This is a genomic window from Pseudoalteromonas sp. 3J6, assembly GCF_903995135.1.
In the GTDB taxonomy this organism is placed as follows: domain Bacteria; phylum Pseudomonadota; class Gammaproteobacteria; order Enterobacterales; family Alteromonadaceae; genus Pseudoalteromonas.
Map to the genome: position 1 here is coordinate 1,609,351 of NZ_LR877185.1, position 24,067 is coordinate 1,633,417.

General features: G+C 39.3%; 23 protein-coding genes and 2 pseudogenes. 19 read left to right on the forward strand and 6 right to left on the reverse strand.

Annotated features, from left to right (window positions below; genetic code table 11):
• Positions 1 to 295 precede the first annotated feature (295 nt).
• Both P3J6_RS07425 and P3J6_RS07430 read right to left on the reverse strand, forming a co-directional pair.
• Positions 296 to 523: a hypothetical protein gene (locus P3J6_RS07425; protein ID WP_178957126.1), complete on the reverse strand. Its 228-nt coding sequence runs from the start codon at positions 521 to 523 to the stop codon at positions 296 to 298.
• A 129-nt stretch (positions 524 to 652) separates the two neighbouring features.
• Positions 653 to 1,273 (reverse strand): transglutaminase-like domain-containing protein, encoded by a 621-nt coding sequence (locus tag P3J6_RS07430; protein ID WP_198522605.1) that lies wholly within the window; start codon positions 1,271 to 1,273, stop codon positions 653 to 655.
• A 322-nt stretch (positions 1,274 to 1,595) separates the two neighbouring features.
• Here P3J6_RS07430 and P3J6_RS18900 point away from each other — a divergent pair.
• The 10 genes and pseudogenes from P3J6_RS18900 to hisIE all read left to right on the forward strand — a co-directional run.
• A pseudogene (locus P3J6_RS18900) lies at positions 1,596 to 1,988 on the forward strand (DJ-1/PfpI family protein); the annotation flags it as partial.
• A gap of 93 nt (positions 1,989 to 2,081) precedes the next feature.
• Positions 2,082 to 2,420 (forward strand): helix-turn-helix domain-containing protein, encoded by a 339-nt coding sequence (locus P3J6_RS18905; RefSeq protein WP_269812674.1) that lies wholly within the window; start codon positions 2,082 to 2,084, stop codon positions 2,418 to 2,420.
• 645 nt (positions 2,421 to 3,065) lie between these two features.
• Positions 3,066 to 3,965 (forward strand): ATP phosphoribosyltransferase, encoded by a 900-nt coding sequence (gene hisG, locus P3J6_RS07440; RefSeq protein WP_198522606.1) that lies wholly within the window; start codon positions 3,066 to 3,068, stop codon positions 3,963 to 3,965.
• A 5-nt stretch (positions 3,966 to 3,970) separates the two neighbouring features.
• The gene (gene hisD / locus P3J6_RS07445; protein WP_076920230.1) at positions 3,971 to 5,272 is read left to right on the forward strand and encodes a histidinol dehydrogenase; all 1,302 of its coding nucleotides are present in this window, start codon (positions 3,971 to 3,973) and stop codon (positions 5,270 to 5,272) included.
• Entirely contained in the window at positions 5,262 to 6,350 is a 1,089-nt protein-coding gene (gene hisC, locus P3J6_RS07450; RefSeq protein WP_198522607.1) for a histidinol-phosphate transaminase, read from the forward strand. The genes hisD and hisC overlap by 11 nt, the downstream gene beginning before the upstream one ends.
• Positions 6,347 to 7,408 (forward strand): bifunctional histidinol-phosphatase/imidazoleglycerol-phosphate dehydratase HisB, encoded by a 1,062-nt coding sequence (hisB, locus tag P3J6_RS07455; protein ID WP_198522608.1) that lies wholly within the window; start codon positions 6,347 to 6,349, stop codon positions 7,406 to 7,408. The genes hisC and hisB overlap by 4 nt, the downstream gene beginning before the upstream one ends.
• Complete coding sequence (gene hisH / locus P3J6_RS07460) at positions 7,405 to 7,995, forward strand: imidazole glycerol phosphate synthase subunit HisH (protein ID WP_198522609.1); 591 nt, start codon at positions 7,405 to 7,407, stop codon at positions 7,993 to 7,995. Before hisB ends, hisH begins: the two co-directional genes overlap by 4 nt.
• A gap of 33 nt (positions 7,996 to 8,028) precedes the next feature.
• Positions 8,029 to 8,763, forward strand: coding sequence for a 1-(5-phosphoribosyl)-5-[(5-phosphoribosylamino)methylideneamino] imidazole-4-carboxamide isomerase (locus tag P3J6_RS07465; RefSeq protein ID WP_198522610.1), 735 nt, complete (start codon positions 8,029 to 8,031; stop codon positions 8,761 to 8,763).
• Positions 8,745 to 9,524, forward strand: a complete 780-nt coding sequence (gene hisF, locus P3J6_RS07470; protein ID WP_010388869.1) for an imidazole glycerol phosphate synthase subunit HisF — start codon at positions 8,745 to 8,747, stop codon at positions 9,522 to 9,524. The genes P3J6_RS07465 and hisF (P3J6_RS07470) overlap by 19 nt, the downstream gene beginning before the upstream one ends.
• Positions 9,515 to 10,129 (forward strand): bifunctional phosphoribosyl-AMP cyclohydrolase/phosphoribosyl-ATP diphosphatase HisIE, encoded by a 615-nt coding sequence (gene hisIE / locus P3J6_RS07475; protein ID WP_198522611.1) that lies wholly within the window; start codon positions 9,515 to 9,517, stop codon positions 10,127 to 10,129. The genes hisF (P3J6_RS07470) and hisIE overlap by 10 nt, the downstream gene beginning before the upstream one ends.
• A gap of 496 nt (positions 10,130 to 10,625) precedes the next feature.
• Here the strand turns inward: hisIE and P3J6_RS07480 are convergent, their stop codons facing one another.
• Positions 10,626 to 11,165, reverse strand: a complete 540-nt coding sequence (locus P3J6_RS07480; protein WP_138570580.1) for a cytochrome b — start codon at positions 11,163 to 11,165, stop codon at positions 10,626 to 10,628.
• A gap of 16 nt (positions 11,166 to 11,181) precedes the next feature.
• Positions 11,182 to 12,189 (reverse strand): catalase family peroxidase, encoded by a 1,008-nt coding sequence (locus tag P3J6_RS07485; protein WP_198522612.1) that lies wholly within the window; start codon positions 12,187 to 12,189, stop codon positions 11,182 to 11,184.
• A gap of 540 nt (positions 12,190 to 12,729) precedes the next feature.
• On the opposite strand from P3J6_RS07485, the gene P3J6_RS07490 reads away from it, so the two are divergent.
• The 6 genes and pseudogenes from P3J6_RS07490 (at position 12,730) to P3J6_RS07515 (ending at position 19,326) form a co-directional block, all read left to right on the forward strand.
• Positions 12,730 to 13,800, forward strand: a complete 1,071-nt coding sequence (locus tag P3J6_RS07490) for an efflux RND transporter periplasmic adaptor subunit (protein WP_198522613.1) — start codon at positions 12,730 to 12,732, stop codon at positions 13,798 to 13,800.
• A 10-nt stretch (positions 13,801 to 13,810) separates the two neighbouring features.
• The gene (locus P3J6_RS07495; RefSeq protein WP_198522614.1) at positions 13,811 to 16,870 is read left to right on the forward strand and encodes an efflux RND transporter permease subunit; all 3,060 of its coding nucleotides are present in this window, start codon (positions 13,811 to 13,813) and stop codon (positions 16,868 to 16,870) included.
• A 542-nt stretch (positions 16,871 to 17,412) separates the two neighbouring features.
• The gene (gene hisF, locus P3J6_RS07500; protein ID WP_232735528.1) at positions 17,413 to 18,132 is read left to right on the forward strand and encodes an imidazole glycerol phosphate synthase subunit HisF; all 720 of its coding nucleotides are present in this window, start codon (positions 17,413 to 17,415) and stop codon (positions 18,130 to 18,132) included.
• Positions 18,123 to 18,465, forward strand: a pseudogene (gene hisE, locus P3J6_RS07505) (phosphoribosyl-ATP diphosphatase). Before hisF (P3J6_RS07500) ends, hisE begins: the two are co-directional and overlap by 10 nt.
• 142 nt (positions 18,466 to 18,607) lie before the next feature.
• Positions 18,608 to 19,123, forward strand: a complete 516-nt coding sequence (locus P3J6_RS07510) for a hypothetical protein (protein ID WP_178957140.1) — start codon at positions 18,608 to 18,610, stop codon at positions 19,121 to 19,123.
• A 14-nt stretch (positions 19,124 to 19,137) separates the two neighbouring features.
• Positions 19,138 to 19,326: a DUF1289 domain-containing protein gene (locus P3J6_RS07515; protein ID WP_198522615.1), complete on the forward strand. Its 189-nt coding sequence runs from the start codon at positions 19,138 to 19,140 to the stop codon at positions 19,324 to 19,326.
• A gap of 16 nt (positions 19,327 to 19,342) precedes the next feature.
• On the opposite strand, the gene P3J6_RS07520 is transcribed toward P3J6_RS07515, so the two are convergent.
• Together P3J6_RS07520 and P3J6_RS07525 are read right to left on the reverse strand one after the other, a co-directional pair.
• Positions 19,343 to 20,002 carry an NADPH-dependent FMN reductase gene (locus P3J6_RS07520; RefSeq protein ID WP_198522616.1) on the reverse strand — a complete coding sequence of 220 codons (660 nt, stop codon included), beginning with the start codon at positions 20,000 to 20,002 and terminating at the stop codon, positions 19,343 to 19,345.
• A gap of 68 nt (positions 20,003 to 20,070) precedes the next feature.
• Positions 20,071 to 21,342, reverse strand: coding sequence for an O-acetylhomoserine aminocarboxypropyltransferase/cysteine synthase family protein (locus P3J6_RS07525; protein WP_008112587.1), 1,272 nt, complete (start codon positions 21,340 to 21,342; stop codon positions 20,071 to 20,073).
• Positions 21,343 to 21,678: 336 nt separating this feature from the next.
• Between P3J6_RS07525 and P3J6_RS07530 the strand changes: the two genes are divergently transcribed.
• From P3J6_RS07530 to P3J6_RS07540, 3 genes are all read left to right on the forward strand, one after another.
• The gene (locus tag P3J6_RS07530) at positions 21,679 to 22,926 is read left to right on the forward strand and encodes a hypothetical protein (RefSeq protein WP_198522617.1); all 1,248 of its coding nucleotides are present in this window, start codon (positions 21,679 to 21,681) and stop codon (positions 22,924 to 22,926) included.
• Positions 22,927 to 23,072: 146 nt separating this feature from the next.
• Complete coding sequence (locus tag P3J6_RS07535) at positions 23,073 to 23,363, forward strand: hypothetical protein (RefSeq protein WP_198522618.1); 291 nt, start codon at positions 23,073 to 23,075, stop codon at positions 23,361 to 23,363.
• Positions 23,364 to 23,488: 125 nt separating this feature from the next.
• Positions 23,489 to 23,947, forward strand: a complete 459-nt coding sequence (locus P3J6_RS07540) for a hypothetical protein (RefSeq protein ID WP_074495183.1) — start codon at positions 23,489 to 23,491, stop codon at positions 23,945 to 23,947.
• Positions 23,948 to 24,067: the final 120 nt, after the last annotated feature.

A 24,067-nucleotide genomic window follows, 5' to 3' on the forward strand; every position in this document is an offset into this window, starting at 1 on the left:
CTCCATTTTGTTTTGTTAATAGTATATTTATACTAACCGGCACTACCTGTTCCCGATTCAGGATCAGCGTAGGTCACAAAACAACCAAATGGAAATTAAACAAAAAATTTACAATTAAAGTATGAGCCAACAAAAATAAAGTATTAAAAATCAATGCAGAATGATTTTTAATTTCGTTTTAATGAATTTTAAATATTCAATTTGTAAATTTAAAGTTACAAAATCGAGATTGTAATTTGTAAAAAAGAAAGGCATGTAATAAGAATTACGAAAAAGTGGAGGGCATATTCAATTGTTATGCCCATGTATCGAGGTGTTTATCGTTACCATCTGTATTTTTATTATGTTCATCAGCATTTGTTGTCGATATTTTTTTTTGCTTTTCTATCTCTTTCTTTTTACGCTCTTCAAGTTCAACTTGTTTTGCTCTAGCGCTTTGTTGCACCCCTGCAATATGAAAAGCACCTTTAGATTCAAGCGCTAAACGGGTAATTTGCCCTAAATAGGGGATCATTATATCCATGTGTACCTCCAGCAGGTTAGGCGTAATTTTATAAATATAAAACTGTTGATAAATAACGCAATACTGTTAATGTTATCGGCAGCTGTAAAATATTCATTAAATTTTCTTGCCGTCATATCAATTAATACATTATTCAATATTGCTAAAATTAAGCTTTAAATGCGGGTAATAAAGCTCACAATTTTGATTAATAAATGCTGTTGGCATTACAGCATATTGACCGTGATCTTTTAAATATTCCATGTGCTTTTTACCATCTGTAGTAAATTGATGAAATAAAGAATGATTAACCCCATCAAAATCTAGCGGTTTTATTTTAACTAAGTCGCATAGTTCCTTATTAAAAGCAGGGGTCGATTTAACCCATTCACCTTCAATAAACTGCTCCACGTAAGCATGCATTGTAAACACTTCATTCTTTAGTAACTCATCTAATTTAGGAGTGCTCAAATGGTTACGAACATCAGCTAAACCTAACCGTGCAGGAATATCACAAGCTCGGCTTAATGCTATTTGTAATGATGCCTTTGGAATACAATATGCTGCTTTATTATTTAAGCAATAATCACTACTTAGTGACTTTACCCCATCTAAAAGTGTAAAAGGATCATATTTAATTCCGTCTCTTACAAGGTAATATATTGAAACGGCCTTAGTGCGTTCGTCATTACCTTTTACCTTTTTTAGCCAGCTATTAATTTCATTATGCTTGTGATTGAAAAAAGCATCATTTTGTAAGTACTGCTTCAAACCTGTCCCCTTAATGAATGTATTTATTGTAATTACAGATAGTTTAACTATGTTTTTTAATAGTAAAAAAGCATTTTAAAACAATAACTTTAAAACTATATAAGTCTTTAAAGTATCTTTTAATGTTACTTATACAAAAATTAAAATACTATGTCTGCACAGGCATTTTAAATAGTCCGATTGGGCCATAAGAATTATGAAAAATATAGCAATTATTGCCTATGATGGCTGCTGGGCTGTTAGCGTATTTTTAGCTAAAGATTTTTTTACTATTGTTTCTTAACTCTACACACATTACTCATTACCTCAAAGTTATAACGTAGAAATAATAACGACCGACGGTGCACCTATAACAAGCTCGAGTAATTCACTGGTTATTGCCGATAAGTCACTTACTGATAAGCAGTATGAATTAGTTATTATACCGCCGATAGAAGGTTCTAAATTAAAAAATATGCCACGGGGCACTGAGTTAATTATTGAATGGTTAAAACCTAAAATAAGTAGTAATACGTCTATTCTTTGTTTAAGTAATGGCTCTTATTTTTTAGCGGCAACAGGTAAATTAGATAAAACGGTGATTGCTACGCATTGGAGCTTAGTCAAGCCGCTAAGTGGATTATTTCCTGATTGCCAATTTATCAGTCATAAATCGTATTTAAGAAAGGGGAATATATATACAACGGGCTCTTTTGAAGCGGGTATTAGCGTACTTTTAAGCCTTGTTGCTCGAGACAAAGGCGATCGTTTTTCTCAGCAGTGCGCTACTCATTTACTTATTTCTGACTCTGGTAAGTTAAACCTTATTTTGCCTCAATTTAATAATCACAGAGACGAAAAAATTAACGAAGTACAAGATTGGATTCATAATTACTCAAGCGGTGTAGTCACTATCAATAAATTAGCAAAACAATTTAACTTTAGTGAGCGCAATTTAAAAAGGCGATTCTCACAAGCAACAGGTATATCAATCAACAAGTATGTACAAGAAGTGCGCATAGATAGAGCCAAAAAACAGTTATTAGCAACAGATAAAACCGTGAACGAAATATCAGTCGATGTAGGATATGAAAACAGTAGCTTTTTTTCTCGCTTATTTAAAAAAAGCACAGGGTTAACACCTGCAAAGTGGCGTAAAAATGATTAATCAACTTTGTTTAAATAATGATTTAAGCCCAAGAGTTCAATTCCATCATCATTTTAATTACCGTTTTTTTGTGATTTAGTTTGCTCTTTATAAAGCACTTCGTTTTTTCTTTTTTGTAATTCAAGTTGTAATTTTTGGTAGCTGCACCGTTTTACACATCTGCGATATAAGACATACCTTTAGACTCATACTACAAACCGATTACTTTATCCAAATAAGTGGGCATCATAGCTATGCGTACCCCCTTCAAAAACTCAGTCTATTGATGAATGAAAATCAAACAATTCATGTAACACTAATTTAAATGGGTTATATTCTTAGTACCGGCAGTTATAAGATATTCTTTAATTAAAGAAAATTTTCCTTGCCATGATGTTAGTGAATATGTTTTTATAAATGCGAAATTTATTAAACAAACAGCAGCTAAGCGTTAACATAGTAACGAATAGCTAAACAGGATATAAAAATGCTTAATTCACTGACAGTTGTACATCACCACCATCATTCATCGGAATAACCTGTCAGGTCTTTCGCTGAGAGGTTGTTCCTAAAAGGAAACCTCTGGCGAATCAACATACCAAGATTCATTTTCGCCCTGAGGTTTCCCTCGGGGTTTTTAGTTTTTAAATTAAAGGAAAATGAGTAATGAATAATAGTAATCGTCTTCGTATCGCCATCCAAAAAGGTGGCCGCCTATCTAAAGATTGTCAAGATCTACTTAAACAACTGGGTGTAAAACTCAATCTTCGTGAGCAGCGCCTTATAGCACACTCAACCAACATGCCTATCGACGTTTTGCGTGTGCGCGATGACGATATTCCAGGCTTAGTTATGGATGGTGTATGTGATTTAGGTATTGTTGGCGAAAACGTATTAGTTGAAGTACAAGCAGAAAGAGAGCGCCAAGGTGTACCGAGTGAAGTAACAAAGCTTGCTAAACTTGACTTTGGTTACTGTCGATTAGCACTTGCATGGCCACAAGAACTTGGTAAACAAGACAAGAGCTGGTTTGAAGGCAAACGCATAGCAACCACTTACCCAGAAATTTTAAGCCAATACCTAAAACGCGAAGGCATCAACGCCAGTACAGTAATGTTAACAGGTTCAGTGGAAGTAGCACCACGAGCAGGACTTGCCGATGCTATTTGTGATTTAGTCTCTACTGGCGCAACACTTGAAGCAAATGGCTTAATACAAGGCGATACTATTTTAGAGTCAAATGCCTGTTTAATCCAAAACACTGAACTACAAGACCCTGAAAAATTAGCATTGATTAATAAATTAATGCCTCGTCTACGTGGTGTAAAGCAAGCTAAAGAAAGCAAATACATTATGCTACACGCACCAAAAGACAAGCTTGATGAAATTTGTGAAATTTTACCTGGCGCTGGACAACCTACATTACTGGCTCTTGCGGGTAATGATGAATATGTTGCCCTACACATGGTGAGCAGTGAAACCCTGTTTTGGGAAACCATGGAACAACTTAAGGCCCTTGGTGCCAATTCTATTTTAGTTATGCCAATTGAAAAAATGATGGAGTAACAACAATGCTTCGTTGGAATGAGGAATCATCACAAGTTCAAGCAGCGGCGCTTATGCGCCCTGCTGTATCAGCGAGTGAAAAAGTAGAAAGCATTTGCCAGACTATTTTGGCAAAAGTTAATGCGCAAGGCGATGCCGCTCTACTTGCATTAGCAAAAGAGTTCGATAATAGAGCCAAGCCGCGTTTACGTGTACCACTTGATGAAATTAATGCCGCTGAGAAAATGCTAAGCCCAGAGCTTAAGTATGCAATTGATACCGCTTATGCCAATGTGAAATGTTTTCACCAAGCGCAACTACCAAAAGATATCAAGTTATCGACTCAACCAGGTGTTGACTGTGAACTGAAATATCAAGCCATCGAAGCAGTCGGTATTTATGTACCAGGAGGGAGTGCCCCTCTTCCGTCATCGGTTATTATGCAAGGTGTATTGGCGCAGTTAAGCGGTGCAAAAACCGTGGTATTAACCACCCCAGTACAAGGTGATAAAGCAATTAACCCGGCTATTTTATATGCCGCTAAATTATGTGGTATCACCACAATTATTGAAAGCGGCGGTGCAGGCGCGATTGCTGCTATGGCCTATGGCACAGAGTCTGTTCCTAAAGTGAATAAGATTTTTGGTCCAGGTAACAGCTTTGTCACCATGGCAAAGCAATTAGTTGCACAAACGATTCCAGGTATGGCGATTGATATGCCAGCAGGGCCATCAGAAGTGTTAGTGATTGCAGATGAACGTGCAAACCCAGAGTTTATTGCTGCCGACTTACTCTCTCAAGCAGAACACGGGGCTGACTCACAAGTTATTTTATTATGTAACAGTGAAACCATTATTGAACAAACGCAAGATGCACTCACTCGTCAACTTGCCAACTTAAGCCGAAAAGACACTGCCGAACAGGCATTGGCTAATTCATCACTTATTCTAGTTGATTCAGTAGCCCAAGCGTTTGACGTATCAGCGCAATATGGGCCAGAGCACTTAATATTACAGCTTGGCGATGCCACTCCTTATTTAGATAAAGTAAAGAATGCAGGCTCTGTATTTGTTGGCGATTACACCCCAGAGTCAGCGGGCGATTATGCCTCAGGCACTAATCACGTGTTACCCACTTATGGTTACAGTGCAACTTATTCTAGCTTGAATTTACTTGATTTTTTCCGTACTTACACAGTACAGACCATCAGTAAACGTGGCTTAACTGAGCTTTCAAAAGCTATTTTACCCTTAGCAGATGCAGAAGGCCTAGATGCCCACGCTAATGCGGTTTCAATTCGTTTAGAGGCAATAAAAAATGAGCAATGATAGTGGCTTATTACCTGATAATATTGCAGCGCTTGCTGCGTATAGCTCAGCTAAAAGTGAAAAGTTAACCGGTACAACGTGGCTCAATGCGAATGAAAGCCCGTATGCTAAAAACCTTGAAATAACAATTGAAGACTTGAATCGTTACCCCGACCCTCAGCCTAAATTGGTTATTGACCGCTACGCTGCCTATGCTGAGCTTGAAAACGAAAATGTATTAATGACTCGCGGCGCAGATGAAGGCATTGAATTATTAGTACGTACCTACTGTGAACCGTCAAAAGACAGCATTGCACTATTTTTACCAACATATGGTATGTACAAAGTAACGGCCGATACACACAACGTCGCAATCAATGGCCTAACACAAGCGCTTTTATTAAATGGCAGCGTGGATGAAATAATTGCCGCTGTGGGTAGCTCAAAACTAGTGTTTATTTGTAATCCAAATAATCCAACTGGAAGCTTAACGCCGCTAGATAAAGTAAAAGCCATTGCCACTGCGCTTGCAGGTAAAGCATTAGTGATTGTTGATGAAGCCTATATAGAGTTTTGTCCAGAGCAAAGTGCAACACAACTTATAAACGAGTTCAGTAATATTGTTGTGCTTCGTACACTCTCAAAAGCGTTTGCACTTGCGGGTTTAAGAACAGGGTTTACTCTCGCTCAGGCTAGTGTATTAGGGCCTATTCGTAAAGTCATTGCACCGTATCCGGTATCGGGTGTGGTGGCTAGCATTGCAGCGCAAGCCATTGCCCCTGATTCGATTACCTCAATGCGTCGCCAAGTGACGATTTTAAATAGCTTAAAATTAAAGCTTATTGACTGGTTAAACGCCTCTCCTGCAGTATTAAAAATACTCACTGGTGAAGGCAACTTCGTTACTTTAAAATTAGCGAACAAGGATTACTTTAAACAAGCGCTTAAACAAGGCTTAGTAATGCGCGCCTTCACCTTGTTTAATGAAGACGACTGGCTACGTATTTCAATTGGTAATGAACAAGAATTAGAACAAGTAAAAATTTGGTTAGATGGCCTGCAATTGCCACAAACCGCAGCACAACAGGAAGTATCATGAGTAACCCCTATTTATTTATAGACCGCGATGGCACTATTATTGAAGAGCCAATCACCGACAAACAAGTCGACAGCCTTGAAAAACTAGCGTTTTTACCAGGTGTCATTCCTGCCTTATTGCAACTGCAAGCCGCAGGCTATCGTTTAGTGATGGTATCGAATCAAGATGGCTTGGGCACAGACAGCTTTCCAACTGCCGATTTTGATATTGCTCAAGACAAAATGATGGACATCTTACAAAGCCAAGGCATTAGCTTTGAGTCAGTACTAATTTGCCCACATTTTGATGAACAGAACTGTGATTGCCGTAAACCAAAAACAGGCTTACTAACCGAACTGATGCGCTCAGGCAAAGTTGATTTAGCACGTTCTTTTGTGATTGGTGATCGCCAAACCGATATTGGCCTTGCACAAAACTTATGTTGTGAAGGTATTTTATACGACGGCAGCTGGCCTGCCATTGTCACTAAGCTGACCACAGCCAACCGTGAAGGTCGCGTAACACGCAACACTAAAGAAACACAAATAGATGTAGCGGTTAACCTTGATCAAACAAAAAATGGCAGCATAGACACTGGCCTAGGTTTTTTTGATCACATGCTGGATCAAATTCGCACTCACGCCAACATTGGTTTAAACATTAAAGCCAAAGGCGATTTACACATAGACGAGCACCACCTTGTTGAAGACATTGGTATTGCTTTAGGTGTTGCCCTTAAACAGGCGCTTGGCACCAAATCGCAAATTGCGCGTTATGGTTTTGCCTTGCCTATGGATGAATGTAAAGCTGAGGCACAAATTGATTTATCAGGTCGTGCTTCATTTGTATTAAATGCCAACTTTAGTCGTGAAAAAGCCGGTGATTTAGACGTACAAATGGTTGAGCACTTTTTCAAAAGCTTAAGCGATAATGCAGCAATTAGCCTTATTTTATCGGTAAGTGACGGTAACTGTCATCACCAGGTGGAAGGCTTATTTAAAGCGTTTTCTCGTGCTTTGCGCATGGCTATTGCGCAAGATACCAGCCAACAAACAGCCAGCTCTAAGGGATGTTTATGATAGCGATAATTAATACCGGCTGTGCCAATATTAACTCAGTGCGGTTTGCATTTGAGCGTTTAGGGCAAAACCCTACGGTGATTACTTCGCCAGAACAATTAGCAGGCTATGAACGTGCTATTTTACCCGGTGTTGGTCATGCATCTGTTGCTATGAAGCGTTTGGTTGATAATGGTTGGCAGCAAGCAATTAACGAATATCAGCGCCCGCTAATGGGAATTTGCTTGGGGATGCAGTTACTGTGCGAAAGCACTGAAGAAGGTAACGTGCAATGCTTAGCTAAAATACCTGGCGAAGTGAAAGCACTTGATGTAGGGAGTTTAACGTCACCGCATATGGGCTGGAATAACTTAAGCATTAATAAAGAGCATGCACTTACTAAAGGGTTAACACAAGACGAGCAAGTGTACTTTGTTCATAGCTTTGCGCACACCGTAAACGACGCAACACTTGTAAGCGGCGAATACGGCCAAACCTTTTCAGCCATAGTTGCTAAAGACAACTACGCTGGCATGCAATTTCACCCTGAGCGCAGTGCAAAAGTAGGCACCCGTTTATTACAAAATTTTGTTGATTGGCAGTTATAAACAGCCCATTAACCAACAATAAAGAGATTATTTGTGATTATTCCAGCATTAGACGTATTACAAAATCAAATTGTTCGTTTATACCAAGGTAAATACGACACCGCCCAGTTTTATCCTTTTGAGCTTGGCGCACGGTTAAAAGAATACGCCGACAGCGGCGCAGGTAAATTGCACCTTGTAGATTTAGAAGGCGCACGCGATCCAAGTAAAAAACAGTGGCAACATATTCAAGCAGCAACAAAATCGCTTAACGTACCTTACCAAGTAGGTGGCGGTATTCGTTCAGAGCAAGACGTGAGCGATTGGCTAAAAGCAGGTGCAAACCAAGTGGTTATTGGCTCAATGGCAGTTGAAAAGCGTGAGCAAGTAAAAGCCTGGATTGAACAATTTGGCGCCGAGCACTTTGTAATTGCCCTTGATGTAAATAAAACAGCCACAGGATGGGCACCTGCTACTCACGGTTGGCTAAGTGAATCTGAGTTTGGTTTACTTGAGCTTGTAGATTTTTATGTAAGCTTGGGCGTTATTGACTTTTTATGCACGGACATCAGCAAAGATGGCACCATGTCAGGCCCTTCTTTTGCGCTTTATGAAGATTTAATTAATCATAATGCTAATATTAAAGTGCAAGCCTCAGGTGGGGTAAGCTCGTTAGATGATATTAAAAAGCTCAATGAACTTGGTGTGGGCGGCGTAATTTTAGGTAAGTCACTACTTGATGGCGCATTTAGTGTTGAGGAGGCGTTAGCATGTTATCAAAACGCATAATCCCGTGTTTAGATGTAAAGGACGGCCAAGTAGTAAAAGGCGTTAAATTTAAAGGCCATGAAATAGTGGGCGATATTTTAACAATGGCAAAAGCATACAGCGATGCTGGTGCCGATGAACTGGTTTTTTACGAAATCAGCGCAAGTGTTGAAAAACGCCTACTTGATGTTAACTGGGTTGAAAACATTGCCCGCCACATTGATATTCCATTTTGTGTGGCTGGCGGTATTAAATCGGTAGCCGATGCAGCACGGGTTTTAGAGCGTGGTGCCGATAAAATAAGTATCAACAGCCCTGCTATTGCACGCCCTGAACTCATAAAAGAGCTACACGATGAATTTGGTAAGCAATGTGTTGTTGTAGGTATTGACAGTTTTTACGATGAAGTAACCGGCGAATACTTAGTGTATCAATTAACCGGCGATCCTAATGCATCAAGCCGCACCCGTTACAAAACCGAGGAATGGGTTAAACGCGTACAAGACTTAGGTGCAGGCGAAATCGTTTTAAATTGTATGAACCAAGATGGTGTTCGCAACGGTTACGACAACGAGCAACTCAGCAAAATACGCCAGCTGTGTGATATTCCTTTAATCGCCTCAGGCGGTGCAGGCAGTATGCAAGATTTTGTTGATGTATTTCAACAAAGCGAAGTCGATGGCGCATTGGCAGCAAGCGTTTTTCACAAAAATGTGATTAACATTGGCGAATTAAAACAATATTTAACCGATAACCAAGTGGCAGCAAGATTATGCAATTAACACAAAAAAACCAAACCCAAGTTGATTTTGCTAAAAGCGAAATGATCCCTGCTATTGTTCAAGATGCCCGCTCTGGCGTTATTTTAATGCAAGGCTTTATGAACAGCGAAGCGTTAAAAGTTACGCTTGAGAGCAATAAAGTGACCTTTTATTCGCGTTCTAAATCGCGTTTATGGACTAAAGGCGAATCATCAGAAAACTACTTAAATGTGGTATCGGTTCATACCGATTGTGACTACGACTCAATTTTAGTAATGGCTAACCCAGAGGGCCCAACGTGCCACTTAGGCACACAAAGCTGCTTTGGCGATGATGTTAAACCAAGCTTAAGCTTTTTAGCACAATTAGAAGATGTCATTGTTGCTCGTAAAAGTGATGATCCAGCTAAAAGCTATACTGCGTCACTGTTCGCAGAAGACTTAAGCCGTAGCTGTCAAAAAGTAGGTGAAGAAGGTGTAGAAGTGGCGCTTGCGGCAATGAAACACGACAACAATGAACTTACCAACGAATCGGCCGATTTGTTGTATCACCTCGTTGTACTACTACAACGCCAAGGGTTAGAGCTCACTGATGTAGTTGCTTGCCTACAAGGTCGTCATAAGTAAATACAACGATTACTGTGTGCGCCATTATGTGGCGCACATCGTTATAAAAAGCCATAATTTTTCTTTTTAATTCAGCCTCTCAATAGCATTTATTCTCTCCCATAGGTATCCTTTAACTAGGGTCTGCTGACCTTTGCGGATTAATATTTGTTCAAACTAGGGGCGGTTTAATCCCGGCGCGAGGTTTGCAACCTAGTGGGCTCGATAACTGCTCCTGTGTTATTCTACTGGCTTACATCCATGTAAGAATAAGTCAAAACCGAGCAAAGCTTCCGCGTCCTGCTCACGCCCCTTACCTACATCCATGTAGGCAACAAAGAGTAAATCGCCTCTAGGCAGAACCCTTCGGGCAGCGCCTGTTTGGCATTGATGCTGCGTTATCGCCTATATATGTGGAATATTCACACTACTTAGGCTCTTCCTTGCCTAAATACCAAACAGACTGCTGCAAATTTAATCTCAAAAGGTCAACAGTCCCTAATTAACTTTGACTAAATTATTTATGCTTACCCGGTAACATAGAACCCAATACGCCATCTTGCTTTATTAAACCATGATAAAGTGCAGCGCTTACATGCATAAAAATAAACAGTAAAAATGCATAAGCAATTAAGCCATGTGCTTCACGAAAAAATGCATAGGTCTCAATATTTTTACTAACTAAATTAGGCAAAGTAAATATACCAAAAAAGCTCACAGAACGTTCATCAGCACTTTGCATTAACCAGCCTGAAATTGGCATTAAAATCATAGACGCATATAAGCCCACTTGGGTTAAATGTGCCGCTAAAGCTTGTGCTTTAGGCACACTTTGGGGTAATGCAGGGCTTTTATGCAGTACTTTATTAATTAATCTTATCGCCACTAATATCAGTGCTAACACGCCAAACGATTTATGTAGTTGTATAGCTTCTAATTGCCATACGGCTAAACTTTGTACCATCGATAAACCAAGAAATAACATAGAAAGTATAATTAATGCCATCGCCCAGTGAATAAGCATACTCGACGCTGAGTATTTAGTAATTGTGTTCATTGACTCGTTCCTGTGATTAATTATTTAAAAGTACTTCTTTAGCACGACGACGAAATGACTCTGCATACGCAGCGCCACGGGCACGTAAAATAGGATCGGCACTTGGCTCAATACCTGTTGGTAATACCAGCGGATCAAAGTTCATGTTTTCACATACCCCACCCTGTTGTGCTTGCAAGCGTGATATTACTAACGTACCAGCGTTAATGGTTTTGCGCGATTGTGGCCATAAAACAGTTGGGTTGTTTTCATCATCTTCTTCGGTTGCAAAGCTAAACAGCATATCGAACTTAACCGGAGACTGAGCTACTTGGTCTTTAAGTTGTAGTTGCAACGCATCTGGTGAATTATTATTAAGTGGTTGGATATTTTCATCACTTAATTGTGGTTTAGCAATCCAGCGTACGGCATGCTCTTCATCATTCTCATCCACCAAATAAAACGCATTGATACTGTGGTATTGCTCAGTGGCAAAGCTACTGGTTGGCGTGTAGCTTGCTTTCCAGTTATTAAAAGCAGCACTTTCAGGGTGCGCTGCAAAAAACGCTTTAATTTTTTCTGGGCTGCGCTTTTTAGTCACCGGATCGGGTGAAAGTGCTTGTAGTTGTTTAAAAAACGCTTCTGGCGTAGCTACCGCCATAACCGGAGGCGTATTCATTGCCACCCGCCATTCTTGGTTATCATCAGTAGTTATAGAAAACGCTAAACTACGCACAGGAGCTTTTAAATCAGGTGCAGTTGGATTATTACCCGCAATAGAAAAGCGACCTACAAAAGGAGTGGCCCCTAAATCAAATACCTTCGCTTGCGAATACTTAGCAAGCTCACCCGTTGACTCAAAAGAGCCTGCTAAACAAATACCTTTTGCGTGTGCTCGGCGAAATCCCTTATGGGTTTTATCACCTTGCTGTAAATTAACAAAATGCTTTGCAGTCACTGCGTCACGATTAAATGCACCAGTAAAATACAAAATAGTCAGGGCAAATAAGCTAATAATTGCTATTAAGATGATTTTTTTGCTCATGGTAGGATTTGACCTCGTATGATTATTTTTTGATGACTATGTTGGAATTTTTCATAGTTAAATTACACGCGAAAATAATGGCTAACCATTACTGAGTGATGCTTTGAGTTGAAGCGTTTTTATCAAGCAATACCTACATCACTCTTACAAGACCGCTCCTAAGCAATTAATATTTCAATTTAATTTGTAAAAAGTACAGTATGTAGCTTTAATACTATATAGCTAATATTTTAGGCGTCTGCTTTTAAAATGCTGATTGTTAATTATACTTAGCCCAACATAAAGCAAGTATTAAGTTGCACTTTTGGTGCTTTCTACAAAATCATACAAATTAAAACAAAACCGTACAGCAATAATAAATTATTGAAATTAGAATGTTATTTATTACCTACTACCTTACTGCTTCTTTTAAAGTAGTTATAGATTAATAACTTACATTTCAGGTAAATTCGAAAATAAACACAATTGGCTATTTTATAATTTTTACTGATTAAAAAATGCCAAAAATTAACAACGCACTTTTTATTTAAGGTAAACCATATGATCAAAACACGTTGTTTTACTCAATTTAATTTGATTAGTATCACGTTTCTACTTTTATTAGCCGGTTGCTCAGAAAGTGATGTCAGCACACAAAAACAAAACGAACCGCGTGCGGTTAAACTAATAACCATAGGTGATGTGTCGCAATCAAAAACGCTCACCTACCCCGCCACTATCGACACTATAAATAGCTCAAAGCTTGCTTTTCAGGTTAGCGGAAAGTTAGAAGCGCTTAACGTTATTGCTGCACAAAACGTAAACAAAGGCGATGTAATTGCTGTATTAGAACAACGAAACTTTATTAATGAGGTCAAGTCGAGCAAAATTCAGTTTGAAACAGCCGATAATGATTACCAACGTGGTTTGAAGCTCGTTAAAGATGGGGTTATTTCACAACGTGATATAGAGCAACTAAAATCTAAAAAAGAAGTAGCCGAATCGCAATATGACTCAGCGCAAAAAGCATTATCTGACAGTAAAATTATAGCGCCTTACGATGCCATTGTTGCAGAAGTACCGGTAAAGCAGCTTGAAAACATAAGTGCTGGGCAACACGTTGTTACTTTATTTGGTAAAGGTGAAATGGAAGCGGTGGTAAATATTCCCGCGTCTATTGTGGCCACAGTAGATTCTAAGCAGAACAATGTAGCCTCAGTAATTTTACAAGATGTATCAACTGCTCCCATTCCTGCAACATTTAGACGAGCCAATTTAGAAGCCGACTCAGCGAGTCAAACTTATGAAGTACGATTTGCTTTTGCTGTACCAAATAATCTTAATATATTGCCTGGCATGAATGCCAGTCTAAAAATCACCCGTGAAAGCAGCTCAAATACAACTCGCTTACTAGTGCCAACTTTTGCTATTTTTGAACAAAATGGTGAACACTTTGTATGGACGGTTGACGCTCAAACTATGCAAGCTTTTAAAACCCCCGTTACTATTGAAAATGGCATAGGTGAACAACTCATCGTCACTGACGGTTTAAGTGCTGGCGATGTAATTGTTGGTGCTGGTGCAAACTATGTAACTGAGGGTATGAAAGTACGTCCTTGGACTAAAGCATAGGAGCGCGGTAATGGATTTAGCAAAATGGACAATCAATAATAAGTTAATTAGTACCATACTCATTATTTTAACCCTGGGATTTGGTTTTTCATCCTATAAAAACATGCCTCGCTTTGAAGACCCCGAATTTATAATTCGAACCGCGCAGGTGTTTGTCTCCTACTCAGGTGCAAGCCCACTAGAAGTTGCAAAAGAGGTCACTGAGCCGCTAGAGCGTGCTATTCAAGAACTGCAAGAAGTTGATACTATATCATCTACCTCATCTACGGGCTTATCTGAAATTAAAGTAGAGATTAAATCAGAGTTTTCCCCGACTAAATCTGAGTTGCAAGTTATTTGGACTAAGCTCAGAAACAAAATAAATGACACACGTCCAACATTACCGCCTGGTACTGGCACGCCACAAGTTTATGATGATTTTGGTGATGTGTATGGCTTAAGCTATTTAATAACCTCCGAAGGATACTCACCCGACGAGTTACATGCCTACGCTAAAGATTTGCAAAGTGACATTTTACAAGTAGAGGGCGTAGCCAAAGTTGCTATGACAGGCGTGCAGCAAGAAGGCATATTTGTAGAAATAGCCCGTGAAGAGTTAGCCTCTTTAGGCGTTTCTATTAATAATATTTACGGCATTTTAGATGAGCAAAACGCTGTATTGAGCGCTGGTAACACTCAAATTGGCGATCAACGTATTTTTATCGACCCTACCGGAGAAATTAACTCCGTTGATACCATTAAAAATCTATTGGTTAGTGCCAGCGGTGAAGGTAAAACAATTTATCTTAAAGATATTGCCAATGTATACCGTGGCTTTCAAAGCCCAGCAACCAAGTTAGTCCGTTATAACTCTAAACCTGCAATTTCACTTGGGGTCGCCAGTGTCTTGGGTGCTAATGTGGTTAAAGTATTTGACCGCGTTGATGACAAAGTAAAACAAACTGAAAACCTCAGACCGCTGGGTATCACAGTGCATGAGTTTTACCACCAAGGTAAAGTAGTACAAGATTCAGTCGACAACTTTGTAGTGAATGTTTTAGTCGCACTGGTGATCGTAATGGTTACCCTGCTGCTATTTATGGGTTTGCGCTCAGGAATTATTATTGGCGCCGTATTACTGCTAACCATTTTTGCGACCCTTGCTACCATGGATTGGAGCGGCATACCCATGCATCGAATTTCTCTTGGTGCGCTGATTATCGCGCTAGGCATGATGGTTGATAACGCTATAGTTGTGACCGAAGGGATTTTAGTTGGTACACAAAAGGGCCGTAAAAAGTTAGAAATTGCTAGCGAAGTCGTCAAGCAAACTAAGTGGCCACTACTGGGTGGTACCTTGGTAGGCATTGTTGCTTTTGCGCCTATTGGTCTTGCCCCAGGTGATACCGCTGAATTTACCGGTCATTTATTCTGGGTTATTTTAATTTCTCTATTATACAGCTGGTTATTTGCCATTACCCTAACCCCCTTATTTTGTTATTGCTTGTTTAAAGAGCAAGATAACGACACCTCAGGCTCAGCGAAGCCAAATAAACTTATGGCACTTTATCAATCGGTAGTGGTGTCAGCACTGCATCATCGCTGGCTCAGTATTGCCGTTGTAGTTGCCACCTTTAGTGTGTCTATGTGGGGATTTCAATTTGTAAAATCAGGATTTTTTCCAGCTTCTACCACACCACAAATGGTGGTTGATTTTTGGCTACCGCAAGGTACCGATATTGAAAAAACCAAAAGAGATATGCTCAAGTTAGAGAAATTTGTAAAGCAACAAAATGGCGTTGAAGGTATACAAACGCTTATTGGCGGCGGCGGGCTTCGCTACATGCTTATTTATGGTAGTGAGTCACCAAACAGCTCTTACGGGCAAATTTTAGCTAAAGTCGATGACTACAAAAAGCTAGATAAACTTTTACCTACCGTACAAAATTACATTGACGATAACTTTGTCGATGCTCAAGGCAAAGCATGGCGCTTTGTAATGGGCCCAGGTGGGGGCTCTAAAATAGAAGCCACATTTAAAGGGCCAGACCCAGATGTATTAAGAGAGCTAGCAGCACAGGCAAAAGGAGTATTAATTGATGATGGCGGCGCCTTGTCTATTAAAGATACATGGCGACAACGCATTAGTGTTATTGAACCACAGTACTCAGCCATTAATGCGCAGCGCGCTGGTGTAACGCGTAAAGCGGTTGCTGAAGCCTTACAGCAGAACTTTTCTGGTCAAGTGGTTGGACAGTATCGTGAAGGTGAAGAGCTCATTCCTATTATTGTTAGAGCACCACAATCGGAACGTGTCGACATAAACGATATTGGCAACATTCAGGTACAAAGCAATATCACTGGTGAAACACTGCCCCTAGCGCAAGTAACCAATGGGTTTAAAACCGTCTGGCGCGATGGCATTTTAAAACGTGAAGACCGCGAATGGACTATAAAAGCTCAAGCGGATCCTCTGCCGGGTGAACTAGCCTCAGAGTTATTTAATCGGGTAAGGCCTAAAATAGAAGCCATTGACCTTCCTCAAGGGTATCGACTTGAATGGGATGGCGAATACGGACAATCGAAAGAGTCTAACGAAATGTTGGCCTCAACTATTCCAATGGGCTTTTTAGCCATGGTGCTGATTGTTATTGTGTTATTTAATGCTTTAAAACAACCAATTATTATTTGGCTTGTTGTGCCATTAGCCTTAATTGGTGTTGTGTTTGGGCTGGTAACCACACAAATACCACTAGAGTTTATGGGTATATTAGGATTACTGTCGCTCTCAGGTTTGTTAATTAAAAATGCCATTGTATTAGTAGATCAAATGGACATGGAAATTCGCCAAGGTAAACCTGCATATAATGCCATTATCGACTCGGCAAATAGTCGGGTAAGACCGGTAATGATGGGCACACTAACCACGGTATTAGGGGTTATTCCACTGTATTTTGATGCATTTTTCCAATCAATGTCTGTGGTTTTAGTATTCGGGTTACTGTTTGCTACCTTGCTTACATTAATCGTAATACCTGTTCTATACGCCATTTTTATGAATGTTAAACAAGACGAACAGGCAACTAATTAAACGCCAACAAAAATATGGCCATGCTTAGTAATAAGTCATGGCCATTTTATAAGCTTTGAGCAAAATAATTCATATAATTATCACAATTAACTTTTAAAAAATACTGCATATACAACATACCTTTCAAACCTTATAGCTACTAAAAACTCCCTCAGATACGGTTATTCTTTTTCAAAATAAACATTTTAATTTTAGTATTTTATAAATTTAAATAAGCATTGAAGCGGATACTTTTTTAAGGCATTAATTATCACTTTAAATTCTAGCTTTAGCGATTAACATAGCCGGAGTTCTATTATATGGTGAGGCTAAGAATTCATTGCATAGTAATGCATTAAGATTCATTCATTAAATTAACTATTCAAATTTATCAAATAAATAACATATCAAGTGCAGTCTATGCGTCTTCTATTTAGTCATACAAACGATAAATGTAAAAACAGCTTTATTTCAAATCAAAATTTTAAAAACTAGACATTCTCATGTTATCAAAACGCATAATTCCTTGTTTAGATGTAAAAGACGACTAAGTCGTTAAAGGTATTAAATTTAAAGGCCACGAAGTGGTTGGCGGTGTACTTACCCTAGCTAAAGCTTACAGCGAAGTCGGTGCTGATGAACTGGTGTTTTACGAGATCAGTGCAAGTGTTGAAAAACGCCTACTCGATGTCAATTTGGTGGAAAACATTGCCCGCCATATCGATATTCCATTTTGTGTAGCCGGTGGTATTAAATCGGTGGCCGATGCAGCTCGTGTGCTTGAACGTGGCGCTGACAAAATCAGTATTAATAGCCCTGCAATTGCGCGTCCAGAGCTAATAAAAGAATTACATGATGAGTTTGGCAAACAGTGTGTAGTTGTTGGCATTGACAGCTTTTTTGACGAAACAACCGGTGAATATCTAGTTTATCAGCTTACTGGCGATCCTAATGCGTCAAGCCGCACCCGTTATAAAACCGAAGAATGGGTTAAACGCCTACAAGACTTAGGTGCAGGCGAAATCGTTTTAAGTTGTATGAACCAAGATGGTGTTCGCAACGGTTACGACAACGAGCAACTCAGCAAAATACGCCAGCTGTGTGATATTTCTTTAATCGCCTCAGGCGGTGCAGGCAGCATGCAAGATTTTGTTGATGTATTTCAACAAAGCCAAGTAGATGGTACGCTCGCAGCCAGTGTTTTTCACAAAAACGTGATAAACATCGGTGAACTAAAACAATTTTTAATCGCTAACCAAGTGGCAGCAAGACTATGCAAGTAACCTTAGAAAACCAAACTCAAGTTGCTTTCGCTAAAAGCGAGATGATCCCTGCCATTGTTCAAGATGTCCGCTCTGGCGTAATTTTAATGCAAGGCTTTATGAACAGCGAAGCGCTAAAAGCTACACTGCGTCACTGTTCGCAGAAGACTTAAGCCGTAGCTGTCAAAAAGTAGGTAAAGAAGATGTAGAAGTGGCACTTGCAGCAATGAAACACGATAACAATGAACTTACAACGAATCGGCCGATTTGTTGTATCACCTTGTTGTACTATTACAACGACAAGGGTTAGAGCTCACTGGTGTAGCTGCTTGCCTACAAGGTCGTCATAAGTAAATATAACGATTACTGTGTGCGCCATTATTTGGCGCACATCGTTATAAAAAGCCATAATTTTTCTTTTTTAATTCAGACTCTCAATAGCATTTATTCTCTACCTTAGGTATCCTTGGTAGCAATTACAAAAGGATAGCGCACTATGAAAACTTATATATCGCTTATACTCACGGGCCTTATTTTATCTGGCTGTAGCAGTTTAACCAGTGAACAAAAAGCCAAATTAGACAGCTTAACGCCCTGTGAAAAAATGGATGGCTTAATAACCGAATTCGATAATCGCTTTGATGCGTTAAAAGACACTAAAGTACAAAACTCATATTTAGATGTGTGGACTGCAAAGTACAACGTTTTTGGCGATAACTGCCAAGTGACTAGCTTTAACAATCAAACTGTGACCTATCAATGCCAAGAAAGCTACAAAGATCAACAGCAAGCGGTAGCTATGCATCAACAAGCAATTGAACTCACTCGCCAATGTTTAACTAAAACAAACAACTGGTTAGAAACACAAAAAGAGTCAGAAACGTCGCTGCGTACCACCTTTGTACTTGATGATAAGTCGCCGGTTATTTCTGTTTATACCAGCAAAACGTTATCAAAAATTAAAACTTGGTCGACCTCTTTAGAAGTAGGAAAGCCCGTCGCCACTAAATAATAACGAGAGAATGTATGCGCCAAACACCCAGTAAACAATCCACTCATTTAAAAACAGACTGTATCGGTGAATGTTATAGAATGAATGGCTACTGCACTGGGTGCGGGCGCACTAGCGACGAAATATTCGACTGGATTATTTTAACTGACGAACAAAAAGAAACAATATTGGCCTCCCCTCGTGAAGACGTTAAAAAAGACTAGCTTAAATTTTTAACCGTTAAGGCGCATTACGCTGTGATGGGTCACGTTTAAAATCTTTGCTTAATTGCTTAGGATCTAACGCTTCACGTTGTTTGCTTGCGCCCTCAGCCCACCACATTAATTGATTAAAGGTGCGCGAAAAATAGCTATTCCACGATGTTTGCTCTGCCCTATTGTTTGCTTCACCACTTTCGATAAACACATCTTGCGCTTTTGGTACATGGATCATAGCTGATACCGGTAAACAACCCAGTTCACTTAAAAAACTGCGCATGCCAACAGCAGCGCGTACACCGCCCCATTGCCCTGCAGAATAGGTCACAATCGCGCTGGGTTTATAGCCAAATAAAGAACTACCAAAGTGGTTTAGCAAATTAGCGAGTGCCGGACTCATCGAATGATTATATTCAGGGCTTACCATAACAAAGCCATCGCTGGCTTTAATTTTTGCCGCTAAGTCATCAAGCTGTTTAGGTACCTCAGCCTGCGAATAAACAAAGTGCGGTTTAAACACAGGGTCTAAATCATAATCGAGCGGATCAATTAGCTCTATTTCATGCTCAGAGTAATGCTCAAGCAAATATCGCTCACATGCTTTCGCTACCCTTTCCCCTAAACGCACAGGTTTAGGTGGGGTACTTTTTCTAACCGAACCGAGAAAAATTAAAAATTTCATGTATCGGCACTCCTTTTTAATTGCAAAAATAAATACCTCAAAAAAGTTTGAGGTATTTACTGTACGATTTAGGCCTTATCGAGCGCTTGGCTTACATCGGCAATAATATCGTCAATGTTTTCAATACCCACCGATAAACGAATTAAATCGCGGCTAACGCCAGCATTGGCCAGCTCTTCATCATTTAATTGGCGGTGAGTGGTAGATGCTGGGTGGCAAGCAAGCGATTTAGCATCGCCAATATTTACCAAACGTAAAATCATGTTTAGAGCATCAATAAACCGCGTACCGGCTTCAAGGCCACCGGCAATACCAAAACTTAAAATACCTGACGCTTTACCATTGGTAATTTTTTGGCTCATTTCGTTATACGGGCTTGATTTTAATCCCGCATAATTAACCCAAAGCACCTTAGGATGGCTCTCTAAATATTCAGCAATTTTTTGCGCGTTTTCGCAGTGGCGATCCATTCTTAGCCCCAACGTTTCAAGGCCAATTAAAATATCAGATGCGTTTTTAGGCGCAAGCGCCGCACCGGTATTTCTAAGTGGTACAACGCGGCAACGACCAATAAACGCCGCCTCAGCAAACGCATCGGTATACACTACATTATGGTACGACGGATCAGGCTCATTCATCATCGCAAAACGAGTCGCATTGGCTTTCCAGTCAAACTTGCCCGAATCAACAATCATACCGCCAATCGCGGTTCCATGGCCGTTAATGTATTTAGTGAGTGAGTGCACTACAATATCGGCACCTAACTCAAATGGCCGACATAAATACGGCGTAGCCACAGTGTTATCTACAATTAAAGGCACCCCTTTGCTGTGGGCAATTTTCGCAAGGCGAGCAATATCAACTATATTCCCTGCAGGGTTACCAATCGACTCACAAAATACCGCACGGGTATTTTCATCAATAGCATTTTCAAAACCGTCAAAATCATCGGCTTTAATCATTCGCGCTTCTATACCTTGGCGCGGCAAGCTGTGGGCAAATAAATTATAAGTGCCGCCATACACTTGGCTGGTGCTTACAATATTAGTGCCCACTTCACATAAACATTGAATTGCATAAGTAATCGCCGCCATACCCGAGGCCACAGCCAACGCACCAATGCCACCTTCCATCGCGGCAATACGCTGCTCAAGTACCGCATTGGTCGGATTCATTATGCGGGTATAAATATTACCCGGCACTTTTAAATCAAATAAATCAGCACCGTGCTGGGTATTATCAAAGGTGTACGAAGAGGTGTTATAAATCGGCACCGCCGCCGACTTAGTGGTGGCTTCAGATTCATAACCATGGTGCAACGCTAAAGACTCAAGTTTCATAATTTATTCCTTCAATATAGTTACATCTAACGTAGCATTTAATGGTTACAAAGTGCACATGAAATATACTAAAGAATATTGAAGGAAATTGATTTAACGCTGTATCTAGCTAAATGTTAAAACTACCGTCGCTCATATATTCAATAAAATGAGCCAAGCGCGCATATTATTCCTCTAAGTATTTATTAAACACAATAAAAACTTAGTCATAGTAATATGTTAGGTAATTTGTTAAAACTATATAAAATAGAAAAGTGAGCGTGACATTGGCAGTGATATGCGCGATGAGCGCACTATTAAATTGTTACATGGTTACCCATATCATAAGGAGTCAATATGTTCAAAAAGGAAGTTGTAGAGTTTTCTGATAATTTAGAAAGTTTAAGAGATTTTATAGAATTGGTTGATGCACACCTAAATGAAAAAAATTCTGCGTTAATAGGGGAAAGTCCTACCGATTTTGCCCCTCTCATGTTACTCATGAAGCAAAAGCATCCTGAAGATTTTGATGAGAAAAAAATATCAAAGCTAGTTGATGGCTTTGGTTCTAAAATAGACTTTATTGATAATGAAGAAGAGAAGTCAACCAAAATTAAACTAGATCATGAAGGGAGTAAAAAATTTGCAGGTGCAATGAAAAGGCTTGCTAAAACTCAAAAAAGAAAAGCGAGCCTTCATCAAAGTTCACTTGTAACCATTATAAGTTATGTAGAGTGGTTTTTAGCTCAGCTTATTCACCGATATTACGAAAAAAATCCCAATGCAATCGGATTAAAAGATAAACAGTTAAGTTTAAATGACTTATATGAAATTGGCTCTATCGAGGATGCTAAGAAGTATTTAATCGATACCAAGGTCGAGTCTGTTTTAAGAGGAAGCTTTAAAGATTGGGTCACATTTTTAAAAGAACAAATGGGCTTATCTATGGGGTACTTGAAAGAGTCTGAAGAAATATTAATTGAAGCTTGTCAAAGAAGAAACCTGTACGTTCATAATGGTGGGGTTGTTAACTCTATATATATTAAAAACTGCCATTTTAAAGATAGTGATGCTCCTGAAATTGGTAATAAGTTAACGTGCGACAATGAGTATATTGAAGCTATTTTAACCTCTTTTGAAAAATCATTTCTCTTAATCTCTGCAGAGTTGTGGAAGAAATGTGAGCCTAAAAATAGAGATAGATTCAAAGTGCTTATTGAAATGGGTCACGATCACATTTGTAATGAACGTTATGACATAGGTAAATCCCTGTCATACTTTTTATGGGGTGATAAAGGACAAAAAGAAATAGACCAAATTGTAGCTCAAATTAACTATTGGCAATCGATTAAATGGAAAGGTGAGTTTTCTTCTATCCAAAAGGATGTTAAGAATACAGACTTCTCAGCAAAAGATTCTTTATTTATTCTTGCACAGCATACCTTGTTAGATGAATTCGATGAGGCTTTTGATTTAATTCCTGATGTATTAAAAACAGATAAGTTAAATTTTGAAAGCTTATCTGAGTGGCCTTTATTCAAAGAACTAAGGGCACAAGATAAATATAAAGATATTGTGAGCAAATTCGGTCCTTCATGTGATTAAACTGAGGAAGAGAACCAAGCAGTTCATTAGCCTTAACCATGTAACAAGCGCCTTAACTCCGACAATGTTTAGTTGTCATGGTTTTGGCAAACAACGCAAAAAGCCACGCCAACACATTGCGTGTTAGGCGGGCGTTAGGTAGCAAAGTGAAATCATACTTCATTCACAATGGTTATTCCGGTTGGTCATATGGAACACCAAGTGATCCACAGCTTATTTCTCGAGAGGATGCAGCAGAAATAATGCGGTGTGCAAAACTAACAGATGAACAAGTAGGTCAAACAATCCCTGCTGCTCAGTACGCAAACGCCGACGATTTATTATTTAAACTCACTGACAATAATAGGTTTATCTGTTTTGGTGACATCAATGCGTGCATGGACAAGCAACAATCAAAAATAGAGAACGCTTTGAAGATTGAATGGCATGCTACCTAACAAGCAAATCAAGCTCGTTCCCTGCGGTCACTGGGACAATTACTCGTTGGCGGCTACGCCATTTTCGCCAACAAGTAATTGCCCCTTATTAGGGTGTTATGTGAATAATCTACTACGGAGTTTCAATGAAAGGATTACTTTTAATATTATCATTTACTTTTGTTTTATCTGTTTCAGCAAGCGAAATTGACCTAGATAAATTTGCTCAAACCTACTTTAAAGCTATGGTCGCAACTCAAGCACCAAATGCTACGAAAGATGATCTAGAAAACTACTTTTCCTTACTTACTGATGATGTCGGTCATTCTCATTTACCATGGGTAACAGATGACTCAAGGTTACCTGATGGAAAGGAAGCAATGCGAAAAGGAATGCTATTTTATTTAGGTGCTCATACTGAATATAATGCCGAGTTACTTGATGTATTCATTTTTAATAACTCAGCTATTGCAATCAGGTATAAGAACAGCGCTAAAGGTATTCACCCTGAAAGTAAGCAGCCTCTGGCTTATACACAAACTATGATGGAAGTGCTCGAAATGGAAAACGGTAAAGTTGCTATTATTCGCAAATACCACGAGTAAAATTCACATAACAAGGACAAAATACAGTTGGTTTTGCTCCTTCGTCGCTAATTTTAACCAACTATTTTTTGCCCGTTATTAGGGTGTTTTATGTTTACAGGTGATTATGAATTTTCAAAT

Excerpts from the sequence above, each read along its gene's own strand:
- P3J6_RS07425 (WP_178957126.1), bottom strand. The coding sequence starts at position 523 with ATGGATATAATGATCCCCTATTTAGGGCAAATTACCCGTTTAGCGCTT.
- hisG (WP_198522606.1), top strand. The coding sequence starts at position 3,066 with ATGAATAATAGTAATCGTCTTCGTATCGCCATCCAAAAAGGTGGCCGC.
- hisD (WP_076920230.1), top strand. The coding sequence starts at position 3,971 with ATGCTTCGTTGGAATGAGGAATCATCACAAGTTCAAGCAGCGGCGCTT.
- hisC (WP_198522607.1), top strand. The coding sequence starts at position 5,262 with ATGAGCAATGATAGTGGCTTATTACCTGATAATATTGCAGCGCTTGCT.
- hisB (WP_198522608.1), top strand. The coding sequence starts at position 6,347 with ATGAGTAACCCCTATTTATTTATAGACCGCGATGGCACTATTATTGAA.
- hisH (WP_198522609.1), top strand. The coding sequence starts at position 7,405 with ATGATAGCGATAATTAATACCGGCTGTGCCAATATTAACTCAGTGCGG.
- hisF (WP_010388869.1), top strand. The coding sequence starts at position 8,745 with ATGTTATCAAAACGCATAATCCCGTGTTTAGATGTAAAGGACGGCCAA.
- hisIE (WP_198522611.1), top strand. The coding sequence starts at position 9,515 with ATGCAATTAACACAAAAAAACCAAACCCAAGTTGATTTTGCTAAAAGC.
- P3J6_RS07480 (WP_138570580.1), bottom strand. The coding sequence starts at position 11,165 with ATGAACACAATTACTAAATACTCAGCGTCGAGTATGCTTATTCACTGG.
- P3J6_RS07485 (WP_198522612.1), bottom strand. The coding sequence starts at position 12,189 with ATGAGCAAAAAAATCATCTTAATAGCAATTATTAGCTTATTTGCCCTG.
- P3J6_RS07490 (WP_198522613.1), top strand. The coding sequence starts at position 12,730 with ATGATCAAAACACGTTGTTTTACTCAATTTAATTTGATTAGTATCACG.
- P3J6_RS07495 (WP_198522614.1), top strand. The coding sequence starts at position 13,811 with ATGGATTTAGCAAAATGGACAATCAATAATAAGTTAATTAGTACCATA.
- P3J6_RS07510 (WP_178957140.1), top strand. The coding sequence starts at position 18,608 with ATGAAAACTTATATATCGCTTATACTCACGGGCCTTATTTTATCTGGC.
- P3J6_RS07515 (WP_198522615.1), top strand. The coding sequence starts at position 19,138 with ATGCGCCAAACACCCAGTAAACAATCCACTCATTTAAAAACAGACTGT.
- P3J6_RS07520 (WP_198522616.1), bottom strand. The coding sequence starts at position 20,002 with ATGAAATTTTTAATTTTTCTCGGTTCGGTTAGAAAAAGTACCCCACCT.
- P3J6_RS07525 (WP_008112587.1), bottom strand. The coding sequence starts at position 21,342 with ATGAAACTTGAGTCTTTAGCGTTGCACCATGGTTATGAATCTGAAGCC.
- P3J6_RS07530 (WP_198522617.1), top strand. The coding sequence starts at position 21,679 with ATGTTCAAAAAGGAAGTTGTAGAGTTTTCTGATAATTTAGAAAGTTTA.
- P3J6_RS07540 (WP_074495183.1), top strand. The coding sequence starts at position 23,489 with ATGAAAGGATTACTTTTAATATTATCATTTACTTTTGTTTTATCTGTT.